A 13,911-nucleotide genomic window follows, 5' to 3' on the forward strand; every position below is an offset into this window, starting at 1 on the left:
GCTTAGAGGTCGATGGCCGACTGGTCGACCCTGGCGGCGGACTCGACGAGCCAGTTGCGGCGCGGCTCGACCTTCTCGCCCATCAGCAGCTCGAGGGCTTCCTCGGCGGCCTCGGCGTCGTCCATGGTGATGCGGCGGACGGAGCGGCTGGCCGGGTTCATCGTGGTCTCCCACAGCTCGTCCGCGTCCATCTCGCCCAGGCCCTTGAACCGCGGCACCGGCGTGACGACCTGCTTGCCCGCCTTCTCCAGCCGCGCGACCGTCTGCTCCATCTGCCGCTGGGTGAAGGTGAAGTGCGTTTCGGGGTTGCGGCCGCGCGTCATCACCTTGTGCAACGGCGGCATGGCGGCGTACAGGCGGCCGTCCTCGATCACCGGGCGCATGTACTTGGCGAACAACGTGATCAGCAGCGTGCGGATGTGGCTGCCGTCGACGTCCGCGTCGGCCATCAGGATCACGCGGCCGTAGCGCATCTGGGAGAGGTCGAACGTGCGGCCGGTGCCCGCGCCGAGGACCTGGACGATCGAGGCGATCTCGGCGTTGCGCAGCGTGTCGGCCAAGGAGGCCTTCTGGACGTTGAGGATCTTGCCGCGCAACGGGAGGAGCGCCTGGTACTCGGAGACGCGCGCCATGCGGGCGCTGTTGTGGACGAACACGCCGGCTTCGAGGGCGAAGTTGTGGTAGCCGTCGACGGTCAGGTCGTAGACGTCCTCCCGCTCGGGCAACGCCTCCACGGACGCGACCGAGTGGTTCACCATCGACGCCGCTTCGCGCAGGCGCGTGAAGTCGTTGTCGTAGTGCGCCAGCACGTTCAGGAACTTCAGGCCGGTCTTCGCGTTCTCCCTGCGGTCGAGCTCGTAGGCCAGGGCCAGTTCGAAGTCCGACGGCGTGCCGAGCAGCGGCGCCATCCGCTTCAGGGCGGCGAGCCGGCGGCCCTCCACCTGCTTGGCGACCCGCTCGGCGCGCGGGGTCGACTCCACGTACCGGCGACGACCCGCCTGGACGCTCTCGAGGTGACCGGTCGAGGCGTCCGCCATGCGCTGCTTCATCCGCGCCGAGTGCTCCCGGCCGAACTCCGGGTTGTTCTCGTGCCAGGCGATGACCGCGTCGCGCTGCCGCTGACGCTCCGCCGGGTCGGAGAACTGGTCGATCGTGGTCCTGGAGCGCCAGGCGAGCAGCTCGTCGTCCTGCCACTGCGCCAGCGAGCGCTCGCGCCACTCCTCGCGCTTGCCGGGCTGTGCGAAGAAGGCACGCACCCGCTCGGCGGCCGCGGCGCGGTGTTCGGGCTTGCTCCAGTACTCGGCCTGCAACGCGCGCATGCGCTCGGCGTAGGCCGTCTTCTCCTCGTCGCTCAGCGCCGAGTACCAGTCCTGGAAGGCCCGCTCGACGCGGGCGCGGAACTCCGGGTCCCGGTTGCGCTCGGCGAGCCGGGCGAGGCAGGAGGCGCGGAACTCGGGGGACTTCCACTGGCCGGACAGCATCGCGGACTTGATCTCGGTGCCCCCCGCCGCGAGCCACGCGCGGTAGCCCTCGTGCACGTGCTCGCCCATCATCGCGGCGTGCAACGCTGCGTGGTCTTCCCACGTCATGCGCTTGAGGTTGCGTGGATCGTTGTTCCGCTTGTCGACGTCGACGTGGTGGCGGACGTTCCCGTCCTCGGCGGTGTCGAGGCCGTGACGCAGGTTGTACGCGTCGGCCAGGTAGTGGGTGTAGACCCATTCCTGCCGGTCGTTCATCCACACGCGCTCGTAGCCGTCGAGGTTGTGCCCCTGCGCCTTGGACGACACCGACCGGTACAGCGGCATGAGCGAGTCACCGGCCTGCAGCGCGTCCGCGCGCCGGTAGGAGCCGTCACGCAGGCGGAACAGGTGGTCCGGCGTGCAGCGCACGGACTCACCGTTGTCCAGGGTGACGCGGACCAGCGGGGCGTCCTCCTTCGTCAGCCGCGGCTCGACCAGCGGGACGACGACGACTCGGCCGGCCTTGTTCGTGGCGTACCCGAAGTGCGTGACGCCTCGTTCCCAGTCCTCGACGAGCTCTCCGAAGGACAGCGACCTACCGGACGCGAGCGCGACGCGCGTCTCCTTCGTGAAACACCCGAGGGCGCTGTCGCCCTCCACGAGGAACAGCTCCGAGCGGGACACCCCGGTCGTCCGGCAGTCGACGAGCTTGGCGGGCATCGCCGCGCCCTCGAGCGCCGTCTTCCGCCGGGCCGCGTCCTTCTGCTGCTTCTGCGTGAGCCGCACGCGCGAGGCGTCGACGACCTTCTGCAGCACGGTCTTGGCCTCGACCTTGGTCTTGCGGTCCTCGGTCCACGCGCGGACCTGGGCGTCGACGATGCCCTGCAGCACCTTGGTGATGCCGGCGGTGGAGAGCTCGTCCTTGGTCTGCGAGGTGAACTGCGGCTCGGGGATGCGGACGTGGACGACGGCGGTCATGCCCTCCAGCACGTCGTCCAGGGTGGGCATCTCCTCCTTGGGCTTGAGGAGGCCGCGGGTCTTGGAAATGGCGTCCTGGACCGACTTGAGCACCGCTCGGTCGAAGCCGCGGCGGTGGGTGCCGCCGTGCACGTTGCGGATGGTGTTGGTGAAGCACTCGACGGTGCGTTCGTAGCCGGTGCCCCAGCGCAGGGCGACCTCGACCTCGGCTTGACGCTCCACTTTGGACCGCATCACGCCGTTCTCGTCGGCGGCGTTCTCGAAGTAGGTGCCGGTGCCGGTGATCACCAGGGTGCCGGAGACCGCGCGGTCGCCGGTGGGGGCCAGGAACTCGACCATGTCGGTCAGGCCGTTCGGGTAGTGGAAGACCTCTTCGGAGATCGCGTCTTCCAGTGCCGACCGCAGCACGTAGGTCACGCCGGGCACGAGGAACGCCGTGTTGCGGAGCTTCATGCGGACGGTGTCCACGTCGAGCGAGGCGCCGTTCTCGAAGTAGCGGGCGTCGTACCAGTAGCGGATGGAGGTGCCGGTCGACTCGGTGCGCTTCATCTTGCCGACGACGTTCAGGCCGTTCTGGCGGGTGAACTTCGCCTTGGGGCCGGGGCCGTCGAAGACGCCGGGAACGCCGTGGGCGAACGACATCTCGTGGACCTTGCCGCCGCGGCGGACCGTCACGTCGAAGCGGTGCGAGAGGGCGTTGACGGCCGAGGCGCCGACGCCGTGCAGGCCGCCGGAGGTCTTGTAGCCGGAGCCGCCGAACTTGCCGCCGGCGTGCAGCTTGGTCAGCACGAGCTCCACACCGGACAGCCCGGACTTGGCGTGCACGTCGGTGGGGATGCCGCGGCCGTCGTCGTCGACCTGGACGCTGCCGTCGGCGTGCAGCGTGACCACGATCTTCGACGCGTGGCCCGCCACGCCCTCGTCCGTCGAGTTGTCGACGATCTCGCTGAAGAGGTGGTTGATGCCCCGGCTGTCGGTCGACCCGATGTACATGCCGGGCCGCTTGCGGACGGCCTCGAGTCCTTCGAGGTGCGTCAGGTCGTCGGCCCCGTACAGGGTCTCTGCGGTCACGGGTACTGCTCCCTGGATCGTGTGCGGACTGCCAGCAGGGTATCCGGACCCCCCGACAATTTATTGCTCGACGCCAGTGATGACCATGAAACGAGTGGCGGGTGCTGCGTCACAACGCCGTGACCACGGTCTTCGCATCAGGCGCAGCTGCGGAGTACCCGCATTTCAGAGCCCTACCGCCCGGCGGGAGCCTCGCATCGGTGAGCGGCGGCCCGAGGCCGTTCAGCGGCGGGGTCGGCGCAGGTCACGCCCGTGGTGAGCGCCTCGCGGCGTCACGACCGGTGACCGAGCGTGGCCGAGCACCTCGGCCCACGAAACCCCGGCAAAGGTCGGACGGGCCCGTTCGACCCCCGGAAGGCCCGCCGAGTCGTCTGTCCACACCGGACTGGAGGCGAGCCGTTCGCGGTGCCGGCAGAGCCGGGCGAAGCCCCCGGGACCCCGGACGGGGCCGGGTTGCGCGCGAGACCGTTCCGAGACCTTCCCGAGACGGAGCCGTGAACCGGGATCGGCAACGGCACGTATGCCCCGGTGTCGGAGACGGACCGAGGGACGGAGTGATCGCGTGCGGCACGGTGTGGACTCGGGTCTCTTCCAGCAGACCGCGCACAGCCCGTCCTACTTCGAGCTGTCGCGAACGGGTGCGGGCGAGCTCGTGGACTTCTGCATCCCGTGCAACCCGTACTTCCCGACGCCGCAGATGTTCGAGGAGCTGTCGAAGAACCTCGAGGCGGTCCTCAAGTTCTACCCGAGCGACGCGTCGAAGATCGCGCAGCAACTCTGCACCGTCCTCGGTCTCAACCCGGCCACGATCGCGATGTCGAACGGCAGCACCGAGCTCATCACGTGGATGGACCACCTGTGGATCCGCGAGAGCGTCGCCGTCCCGATCCCGACGTTCGGCCGCTGGACCGACCAGCCGATGGAGAGCGACAAGCGCGTCGGCATGTTCCCGCTGCGGGAGAGCGACAACTTCGAGCTGGACGTCGACGAGTACGTCGAGTTCATCAGGGCCCGCGGCAGCAGGGCCGCCGTGATCTGCAACCCGAACAACCCCGACGGCGGCTACCTGCCGCGCCGGGAGATCGTCCGGTTGATGGACGAGCTCGCCGACCTGGACCTGGTCGTGGTCGACGAGTCGTTCGTCGACTTCGTCGAGGTCGAGCGCAACCCGTCGGTCGCCGCCGAGGCGTCCATCCGGCCCAACGTGGTCGTGCTGAAGAGCCTCGGCAAGAACTTCGGCCTGCACGGCGTCCGGTTCGGCTACCTGGTCGCGAATCCCGGGTTGGCCGGGAAGATGCGCCGGACCCTGCCGAAGTGGAACGTCAACTCCCTGGCGGAGACCGTCGTGTTCATGCTGGCCGAGCACGAGGCGGAGTACGCCGAGAGCCTGCGCCTGCTGTCGCGCGACAGGTACCGGATGGGCGTGGAGCTCTCGCGCGTCCCCGACCTCACCGTCTACTCCTCGCAGGCCAACTTCCTGCTGGTCAAGCTCGGCGGCGGGGTGGACGGCCGCGAGCTGCGCGACCACCTGCTGTCCCGCCACCAGGTCTTCATCCGCGAGTGCGGCGACAAGCTCGGCATGAGCAGCCGGTTCGCGCGCCTGGTGGTGCGGCCGGAGCACGACGTCGACCGGCTCGTCGAGGGCATCCGCGACTTCACGCGATCGAGGTGGACGACAGACCACGCAAGCCGTTCGAGCGAACCGTCGCTCCTCATGCACAGCGCCTGAACCCCTTGAAAGGCAGACCAGAGATGTCATCACCGCACGTCCTCAGCGGTCGGCGCGGCCAGGTGGCTGCGGCCGCGCTGGTGGGCGCCACACTGCTCAACGCGGCCCTGTTCGGCGGCACGAACGCCACGGCGTCGTCGCACCGCGAGGCTCCGCTGATCGCGGGTGACCCGGCCGTCGACAACACGGACCTGTACGCGTTCGTCAGTCCTGACCACAAGGACACCGTCACGCTGGTCGGCAACTGGTCCGGGTTCCAGGAACCCAACGGCGGCCCGAACTTCTTCCCGTGGGCCGAGGACGCGCAGTACGACTTCAACATCGACAACGACGGTGACGCGAAGCCGGACATCACGCTGCGCTGGCAGTTCCGCGACGACGACCGGCGCAAGAACAACACGTTCCTCTACACCAACGGTGTCGTGGACTCGCTCGACGACGAGAACCTGCTGTTCCGGCAGCGCTACGACCTCGAGGCGATCTACGAGAGCGGCCAGAAGGTCAAGCTGGTCACCAACGCCCCGGTCGCGCCGTCGCCGAACGGCCCCGCGTCGATGCCGGACTTCAAGAAGCTGCGCGACCAGGCCGTCGTGCAGATCCCCGGTGGCGGCAAGGTCTACGTGGGCCCGTCCGAGGACGCGTTCTTCGCCGACCTGCGGGTGTTCGACCTGCTCTACGGCGGCAACCTGAGCGAGGTCGGCCAGGACACGCTGCGCGGCTACAACGTCAACACGATCGCGGTCCAGCTGCCCAGGAACGCGCTGGCGCTGAAGAACGACATGCACCGCAACCCGAACATCGGCGTGTGGAGCACCACGCAGCGCCGCACGATGAAGCTCTCGCCCGGCAAGGCCGAGGCGGTCGGCGACTTCGTGCAGGTCTCGCGGCTGGGCAACCCGCTGGTGAACGAGGTCGTGGCGCCCGCGGGCCTCAAGGACGCGTTCAACGGTCTGCGCCCCGAGCAGGACGCCGGCGTGAAGGAGCTCGTCGACCGGGTCGTGAACCCGGAGCTGCCGAAGCTGGTCGAGCAGATCTACAAGATCCCGGCGCCGCGGGGCCAGCGCGACGACCTGGCGGAGATCTTCCTGACGGGCATCACGAAGAAGCTCGGCGGGCAGATCAACGCCGACCTGAACTCGCAGGTCGACAACGCCGACGCCGACAAGAACCGCTTCCGCCCCAGCGAGATGCTGCGGCTGAACATGATGATCGAGCCGAACGCGAACCCGAACCGCCTGGGCCTGCTGGCCGGGGACACGCAGGGCTTCCCGAACGGCCGGCGGCTGACCGACGACGTGGTGGACATCGCCGTGCAGGCGATGGAGGGCGCCGCGGCGTCGGGCAAGATCGTCGAGGCGCTCGCCGCGGGCGACAAGGTCGACGCGAACGACCAGCCGTTCGAGGCGGCCTTCCCGTACGTGGGCCTGCCCCGCAACGGCACCGCGGTCAACGCCTCGGGCACCACCGCCGAGGTCGCGGTGAACCCGGTCGGCAAGATCGGCACGATCGACCCGATGGCGATGACCACCGCGGTGGGTTCGGCGGCCGTGTTCGGCGCCGGTTTCTTCCTCTGGCGCAAGCGCCAGCAGTCGATCCGCAAGTACGGGTCGCACTCGAAGTGAGGTACCAGCGGCGGCAGGCCGTCGCGGTGGGTCTCCTGGTCACCGCGGCGCTTGCCCACCTCGCCGCCTCCGGTCCTGCCGACAGCAGGGCCGGGGGCGAGCCTCCCGTTCCGGCCGTGGCGCGGCAGAACCAGATGCACCGGGTGGTGCACCAGCTGCAGCAGCGGCTGCACGCGCTTCCGCAGGACCAGGCTTCCTGGGCGCGGCTGGGATCGTCCTATGTGGAGCTGGCGCGCGTCACGGCCGACCCCTCGTACTACGCGAAGGCCGAGGGCGCGTTGAAGAAGGCGGGCGACACGGGTCCCGCCGCCATCGGCATGGGCACGCTCGCCAACGCCCGCCACGACTTCCACGCGGCCCGCGACTGGGCCCTCAGGGCCATCACCGCGCTGCCGTCCTCCGCGGAGGCGCACGGCGTGCTCGCGGACGCGTTGACGCAGCTCGGCGACGACGCGGGCGCGCAGGCCGCGGTGCAGAGGATGCTCGACCTCAAGCCGAACACCGCGTCGTTCGCCCGTGCTTCCTTCCACCTCGAGCTCCACGGCGACGCCGAGGGTGCCCGCGCCGCGATGCACCGCGCGCTGAAGGCCGCCTCGACGCCCGAGGAGATCGCGTTCTGCCGTTACCGGCTGGGCGAACTCGCGTTCGACCACAACCGGCTCGACGAAGCCGCGCAGCACTACGAGCAGGGACTGGCGGCGAGAGGAGACGACATGACTCTCACCCAAGGCATGGCCAAGGTGGCGGTGGCGCGGGGTGACGTCCCGGTGGCGCTCGAGGACTACCGCAGGCTGGTGGCCCGCGCGCCCCTGCCCCAGTACCTGCAGGAGTACGCGGAGCTGCTGGAGGCCGCCGGGAAGACCGACGAGGCCGCCAGGCAGTACGTCGTGCTGACCGAGCAACAACGGCTGATGGAGTCGCAGGGTGCTTCCGACGACCTGGCCGCTGCCCTCGTCGCCGCCGACCGCGGTGACGGCGTGCAGGCGTTGCGCCGTGCGGAAGCGGAGTGGGGCCGCCGGCAGAGCGTCTTCGTGGCCGACGCGATGGCCTGGGCGTTGCACGTGAACGGCCGGGACGCGGAGGCGTTGAGCTACTCCGACCGCGCCGTCGCCCAGGGCTGGCAGAACGCCACGTTCTCCTACCACCGCGGCATGATCCTCGCCGCGCTCGGCCGGGTGGCCGAGGCCCAGGAGGCACTGGTGCGGGCGCTGACGCTGAACCCGAACTTCTCCCCGTTGCAGGCTCTGAAGGCGGGCCGCAAGCTCGCGGAGCTCCGGGGCGGCAGGTGAGCCTGTCGAGCTGGGTGGTGCGACCGGTGCTGGTGGTCGCCCTGCTGCTCGCCGGGATCTTCCTCATCACCGGCGAGGCGTCGGCCCACCCGCTCGGCAACTTCAGCGTCAACCACTACCACGGCCTGCACCTGCACCCGGACCGCGTCGACCTCCGGTCCGTGGTCGACGTCGCGGAGATCCCGACGCTGCAGGAGAACCTGAAGACCCGCGACGCCCGGCGGTGGTGCGAGGAGGTCTCCCGGACCGCTGTGTCCACGGTGGACGGACGGCGGATCAGCTGGACGCTGTCGAGCTCCACCAAGGACCACCCGGCGGGCCAGGCCGACCTGCCCACGACGCGGCTGGTGTGCGAGTTCACCGCCCGGGTCGACCTCGCCCGCCCGGCCAGGCTCGAGTTCCGCGACGAGTCGAACGCCGACCGGGTCGGCTGGCGCGAGATCACCGCCGCCGGCACCGGCGTCCGGCTCGCGGGCTCGGACGTGCCCACCGAGAGCATCAGCGGCGAGTTGCGCACCTACCCGGAAGACCTGCTCAGCGACCCGGTGGACGTGCGTTCGGTCGCGTTCACCGCCGAACCCGGCGCCGGGTCCGAGCCGAAGAGGGCCACCGGCTCCCCCGTGGGGTCGTTCAGCGCCACGGCGGCCCGCCTCAACGACATCCTGGGCAGCGACGACCTCACCCCGTGGCTCGGGTTCCTGGCCGTGCTGCTCTCCCTGGTCCTGGGCGCCTCGCACGCCGCGTTGCCCGGTCACGGCAAGACGCTCATCGCCGCCTACCTCGCCGGACGCCAAGGCACGCCGAAGGACGCTTTCGTCGTCGGCGCGTCGGTCACGGCGACGCACACCGGCGGCGTGCTGGTCCTCGGGCTCGTCATCAGCGCGTCCAGCGCGCTGGCCGGCGAGCAGGTCCTGCGCCGGCTCGGGCTCGTCAGCGGCGTGCTGATCGCGTTGATCGGCGTGGTGCTGCTGCGCTCGGCCCTGTCCACGACCCGCGAACCCGCGCTCTCCGGCGCCCTGACGGGACACGGACATGGACATGGACATGGGCACGGCCACGGGCACGGACATGGCCACGGGCACGGGTACAGCCGCGCGAGCCTGATCGGCATGGGCGCGGCCAACGGCCTGGTCCCCTCCCCGTCCGCGCTCGTCGTCCTGCTGGGGGCGATGGCGCTCGGCCGGACCTGGTTCGGCGTGCTGCTCGTCGCCAGCTACGGGGTCGGCATGGCGGCCACGCTCACCGCGGTCGGCCTGCTGCTCGTGAAAGCGCGGGAACGCGTCGAGAAAGTCCTGGACGGTCGTGCCACCCGCGCTCTCTCCCATTACGCACCCGTCGGCACAGCCGTGATGGTGATCGTGGTCGGCGGTTGGCTCACTTTGCAGGCGCTTTAATTGCCCGCTGGTAAGTCGAAGGGCCCGGATTCGGTCTGAATCCGGGCCCTTCGACTGTTTCCGCCCCTTACAGGTTCGCCACCACGAACGCCTTGCCCTCGGTGTTCTCGATCGAGATCGACTTCACCTTGTCGGGCGACACGCTGACCATGCCCCGCACAGTGGAACCCTCGACCCGTTGTTTCTCGGTCGTGGTCCACGCGAACGCCTCGGTCTTCGTGCCGTCCGTGCCGATGACGACGAGCTTGCACTTCTGGGCGGCCGGCAGGCCGTCCACGTCCGCCGTCACCAGGTACCGGTCCTGCGATGACGGCGCGATCTCCGCCACCAGCCTGACCCCGCCCGCCGTCCCCTCGCCCGTGCGGGTGGAGGCGATGCCGGTGCCCGGCGCCTGGTTCTGCACGAACACGGCGGCACCCCCGAACGCGACCACCGCGGCGACTGCCGCGGCGGCGAGATATCCCGGCCAGCGCCGGGCCTTGGCGTGCTGCGGTTCGGGAAGCTCCTCCACCGGCATCGGACTGGCTCTCGGGCGCGGGTCGGCCGCCCTCGGCGAGGGAATGGCCGACTCCTGCCTGATCTGCCGCAACGTGCGTTGCAGCACCAGGTCCGAAGGCTGGGGCAGGTCGTCCTCGAGCTCGTGCAGAAACGCCTCGCGAGGCACGTCGTCGAGCGCTGTGCGGATCCGGTGGAAGTCGGCGACCTGCGCACGGCAGGGCGGACAACCCCTCAGGTGCTGCTCCACGCCGAAACTCTCGTGCGCGTCCAGAACGCCGAGCGCGTAGCAGCCAAGGGTGACCGCGTCGTGCGCGCCAGCTGTCATACGACCTCCTCGTCGTCCCGATTCGACCCCCGCGGCGAAACGGTGTCACAAGGAAAACGGGCAGATAGGAGTGGTCGGTTCAGCTCGCGAACGAGTTCATTCCGATATCGCATAACAATGGCATTACGTGACCGCGCAACTACGGTTCCGGCCAGGTCTGAGCTGCGCTTTTCACTCGATCGGACGACTCAAGGAGTCTCGATTGACTACAGGCACGTAGATGGACGAACTGCCGGTCGCTCCGGCGACTCGATGAACACCGCGAGGCCGTCGAGGACGCGCGCGAGACCGAACTCGAACTCGTCGAGCGGCCGTTCGAAGCCGCCGGAGTTCCAGATGTGCGTCATCATCGGCAGGCGGTCGGGCGTGAAGTGCTCCCAGAGCGCCTCCCTGCCGTTCCACCAGTCCTCCTCGGACACGCCGGTCTCGCGTTCGGCCTGGACGCGGTCCGCCATCGCGCGGCCGACGCCGTCGACGAAGTGCGCCACGGCCGTCACGACCGCCACGACCTCCTCGGACGCGAGGCCCAGCTCCGACACGACGGCGTAGGCCGCGTCCTGGCGGGTCATGGCCTGCGGGCCCGGCGTGCGGCGCGAGGTCGTCAGCTGCAGCATCCACGGGTGTGCGCGGTACATCGCCCACACCTGACGGGCGAAGAACTCGAGGCCTTCCCGCCACGGCCCCTTCGGCGTGTGCTCGGTCTCGCCCCAGACCGCGTCGACCATCAGGTCGAGCAGCTCCGACTTGCCGGGCACGTGCCGGTAGAGCGACATCGCGGTGTTGCCGAGCGTCTCGGCGACCCGCCGCATCGTGAGCGCGTCCACGCCCTCGGCGTCGGCGACCTTGATGGCCGCCTCGACCACCCGCGACTGGCTCAGCGCGGCCTTCGGCCCTCTCGTCGCCTCCGCCGGCGGCTCCCACAGCAGCCGCACGCTCCGGTCACGATCGCTCTTCACCCAGCCCCCTTCACCCGGCCCTTGCCTGTGAATCCTAAAACCGTGTACAACGTACACTCTGCGTACAACGTAAGCAGTCAAGTCACGGGGGTGAAGTCGTGGGGCACGCGGTGGTCGCGGAAGACCTGCGCAAGAGGTTCGGCGGGAAATGGGCGCTCGACGGGTTCGACCTCGCCGTTCCGGCGGGGACGGTGTGCGGGCTTCTAGGCCCGAACGGCGCCGGGAAGACGACGGCGGTGCGCATCCTGGCGACGCTGCTGCGCCTGGACGGCGGCCGCGCGGAGGTCGCCGGGCACGACGTGGCACGGGAGGCGCCCGCCGTGCGCCGCCAGGTGGCGCTGAACGGCCAGCAGTCGACGGTCGACGACGTGCTGACCGGCAGGGAGAACCTGGTCATGTGGGGACGGCTCTACCACCTCACCCGGCGCCAGGCCGAGGCCAGGGCCGGCGAGCTGCTGGAGCAGTTCGGGCTCACCGACGCGGCGGACAAGCGGGCCAAGCACTACTCGGGCGGCATGCGGCGGCGCCTGGACCTGGCGTCGAGCTTCATCATGCGGCCGTCGGTGCTGTTCCTCGACGAGCCGACGACCGGCCTCGACCCGCGCAACCGCGGCGAGGTGTGGCGGGAGGTGAAGCGGGTCGTCGCGGAGGGGACGACGGTCCTGCTCACCACCCAGTACCTCGACGAGGCCGACCAGCTCGCCGACCAGGTCGTGGTGCTCGACACCGGCCGCGTGGCCGCGCAGGGCACGCCGGACGAGCTGAAGTCGAAGCTCGGCGGCGACCGGATCGAGGTCGTGGTCCGCGACGCCGACGAGCTGCCGCTGGTGGCGGACGTGCTCGGGCCGGACGCCGAGGTGGACCCGGACGCGTTCCGGGTGAGCGCGGCGGTGGCCGACCGGGTCGCGGCGCTGACGCGGGTGGCGTCGACCCTGGCCGCGAAGGGCGTGGAGGCCGAGGACATCGCGCTGCGGCGGCCCACCCTCGACGAGGTCTTCCTGGCGATCACCGGGCACAGGGCGGAGGCACGGGCGTGAACGCGGTCAAGTTCGCGGCGGTCGACTCGTGGGTCGTCGCCAGGAGGGACCTGATCCACTGGGTGCGCGAGCCGGTCAGGGTGTTCGCGAACCTCGCCTACCCCGTCATCTCGGTGCTGATCTTCGGCCTGGTGTTCGGCAGCGCGATGAACGTCTTCGGCGGCGGTGACTACATCGAGTTCCTGCTGCCGGGCATGTTCGGGCAGACCGTCGCGTTCGGTGTCGGCACCACGCTGATGATGGTGTCGATGGACGCCGACCGCGGTGTCACGGACCGGTTCCGCGCGTCGCCGATGTCGCAGACCGGCGTGGTGGCCGGGCGCAGCATCGCCGACCTCGTGAACTCGTCGCTGGAGCTGCTCGTGCTCGCCCTGTGCGGCCTGGTGATCGGCTGGTCGTTCCACGACGGGCTGCTCAACGCGCTGCTGGCGTTCGCACTGCTGCTGTGGCTGCGGTTCGCGCTGGTGTGGATCGGCATCTACCTCGGCCTGCTGGTGAAGCCGGAGGCGGCCCAGGCGTCGTGGATGTTCCTGTTCCCGCTGACGATGTTCGCGAACACGTTCGTCTCGCCGGAGCTGATGCCGGGCTGGCTGCGGGTGGTCGCGGAGTGGAACCCGCTGTCGTCCACGGTCGCGGCGGCGCGGGAGCTCTTCGGCAACCCCGGCGTGGGCGGCGACTCGTGGGCCGCGCAGCACTCGCTGCTACTGGCCGTGCTGTGGCCGGCGGTGTTCGTGGCGATCTTCTGGCCGCTGTCGGTGCTGAAGTACCGCAACCTCAGCCGCTAGGCGGTCGCTTTGCAGCCAGGCCGTCCGGAACTGGCCGGCGAGCCACCTCGCGAGGAGCCGCCGCCAGTTCCGGACCCTGGCCAGCTGCTCGGGACTGAGAGCCCTGTCGTGCTCCCACCGCCGCCAGTCGTCGCTCGCGAGCCAGCCGATGCAGCCCGCGATCCGGTGCGCCCGCAGCAACTCCGGGTCGGGCTGGTGGCCGTAACCGGTCCAGAACGCCTGCGGCAGTTCGGTTCCGTGCAGGTAGAGGTGTTCCTCGAACGCCGCGAGCTCGTCGAGCGGGTTGCCCTGCCCCGGGTTGTCCCAGTCGATCAGCGTGGCCTTCCCGCCGCCCACGATGATGTTGTGCAGGTTCACGTCGTTGTGCAGCAGGCCGACGCGGTGGATCCTGCGGAACGCCAGGCCGATGCTGTGCCAGACCTCGGCGGGCACCGGCAACGCGTCCGCGAGCGTCCGCCCCTCGACGTACTCGACCAGGACGTCGCCGCGGCCGTTGTGCGCGAGGACCTCCGGTGCGCCGGGCACGACGAACTTCGGCAGGTCGCGGGCGACCTTCGGTTGCCGCAGCACGGCTTTGCGGCCGTCGGCGAGCGTCACCAGGTGCAGGACGTTGGTGAGCCCCTCGCCCTGCAGGGGTTCGACGCGGACGGCGGTCTCCAGCAAGCGGAACAAACACCCACCTCCGGCAGCAGCGGTGCTCCGTCACCCTCGACGGCGTCCTGGATACCAGGTCCCGGTGAACGGCGTGCGCGCGCCCGCGGGCCGCA

At 70.1% G+C, this 13,911-nt stretch carries 10 protein-coding genes; 6 read left to right on the forward strand and 4 right to left on the reverse strand.

The window, feature by feature from the left end; translation table 11 throughout:
* Window positions 1-2 precede the first annotated feature (2 nt).
* Complete coding sequence (locus L6E10_RS37570) at window positions 3-3,509, reverse strand: ATP-binding protein (protein WP_236224920.1); 3,507 nt, start codon at window positions 3,507-3,509, stop codon at window positions 3-5.
* Between the two features lie 562 nt (window positions 3,510-4,071).
* Here L6E10_RS37570 and L6E10_RS37575 point away from each other — a divergent pair.
* The 4 genes from L6E10_RS37575 to L6E10_RS37590 are packed head-to-tail and all read left to right on the forward strand — an operon-like array spanning window position 4,072 to window position 9,543.
* Window positions 4,072-5,238 (forward strand): histidinol-phosphate transaminase, encoded by a 1,167-nt coding sequence (locus tag L6E10_RS37575; protein ID WP_236224921.1) that lies wholly within the window; start codon window positions 4,072-4,074, stop codon window positions 5,236-5,238.
* Between the two features lie 23 nt (window positions 5,239-5,261).
* Window positions 5,262-6,860 (forward strand): DUF4331 domain-containing protein, encoded by a 1,599-nt coding sequence (locus tag L6E10_RS37580; RefSeq protein WP_236224922.1) that lies wholly within the window; start codon window positions 5,262-5,264, stop codon window positions 6,858-6,860.
* The gene (locus L6E10_RS37585) at window positions 6,857-8,149 is read left to right on the forward strand and encodes a lipopolysaccharide assembly protein LapB (RefSeq protein ID WP_236224923.1); all 1,293 of its coding nucleotides are present in this window, start codon (window positions 6,857-6,859) and stop codon (window positions 8,147-8,149) included. Before L6E10_RS37580 ends, L6E10_RS37585 begins: the two co-directional genes overlap by 4 nt.
* Window positions 8,146-9,543, forward strand: coding sequence for a nickel/cobalt transporter (locus L6E10_RS37590; RefSeq protein WP_236224924.1), 1,398 nt, complete (start codon window positions 8,146-8,148; stop codon window positions 9,541-9,543). Before L6E10_RS37585 ends, L6E10_RS37590 begins: the two co-directional genes overlap by 4 nt.
* A 67-nt stretch (window positions 9,544-9,610) precedes the next feature.
* Here the strand turns inward: L6E10_RS37590 and L6E10_RS37595 are convergent, their stop codons facing one another.
* Both L6E10_RS37595 and L6E10_RS37600 read right to left on the reverse strand, forming a co-directional pair.
* Window positions 9,611-10,366 (reverse strand): anti-sigma factor, encoded by a 756-nt coding sequence (locus L6E10_RS37595; RefSeq protein ID WP_236224925.1) that lies wholly within the window; start codon window positions 10,364-10,366, stop codon window positions 9,611-9,613.
* Between the two features lie 206 nt (window positions 10,367-10,572).
* The gene (locus L6E10_RS37600; RefSeq protein WP_236224926.1) at window positions 10,573-11,322 is read right to left on the reverse strand and encodes a TetR/AcrR family transcriptional regulator; all 750 of its coding nucleotides are present in this window, start codon (window positions 11,320-11,322) and stop codon (window positions 10,573-10,575) included.
* A 98-nt stretch (window positions 11,323-11,420) separates the two neighbouring features.
* Between L6E10_RS37600 and L6E10_RS37605 the strand changes: the two genes are divergently transcribed.
* A complete protein-coding gene (locus L6E10_RS37605; RefSeq protein ID WP_236224927.1) occupies window positions 11,421-12,359 on the forward strand; it encodes an ATP-binding cassette domain-containing protein in 939 nt (312 codons plus the stop codon).
* Window positions 12,356-13,144 carry an ABC transporter permease gene (locus L6E10_RS37610; RefSeq protein WP_236224928.1) on the forward strand — a complete coding sequence of 263 codons (789 nt, stop codon included), beginning with the start codon at window positions 12,356-12,358 and terminating at the stop codon, window positions 13,142-13,144. Before L6E10_RS37605 ends, L6E10_RS37610 begins: the two co-directional genes overlap by 4 nt.
* On the opposite strand, the gene L6E10_RS37615 is transcribed toward L6E10_RS37610, so the two are convergent.
* Window positions 13,061-13,816, reverse strand: a complete 756-nt coding sequence (locus tag L6E10_RS37615) for a lipopolysaccharide kinase InaA family protein (RefSeq protein WP_236224929.1) — start codon at window positions 13,814-13,816, stop codon at window positions 13,061-13,063. The two genes, L6E10_RS37610 and L6E10_RS37615, sit on opposite strands and share 84 nt — an antisense overlap.
* Window positions 13,817-13,911: the final 95 nt, after the last annotated feature.

Origin of the sequence: Lentzea sp. CC55 (assembly GCF_021056325.1) — a bacterium.
Taxonomy (GTDB): Bacteria; Actinomycetota; Actinomycetes; order Mycobacteriales; family Pseudonocardiaceae; genus Lentzea; species Lentzea jiangxiensis.

Bases quoted from the DNA above. Each gene is read 5' to 3' on its own strand.
- L6E10_RS37580 (WP_236224922.1), top strand. From the start codon at position 5,262: ATGTCATCACCGCACGTCCTCAGCGGTCGGCGCGGCCAGGTGGCTGCG.
- L6E10_RS37595 (WP_236224925.1), bottom strand. From the start codon at position 10,366: ATGACAGCTGGCGCGCACGACGCGGTCACCCTTGGCTGCTACGCGCTC.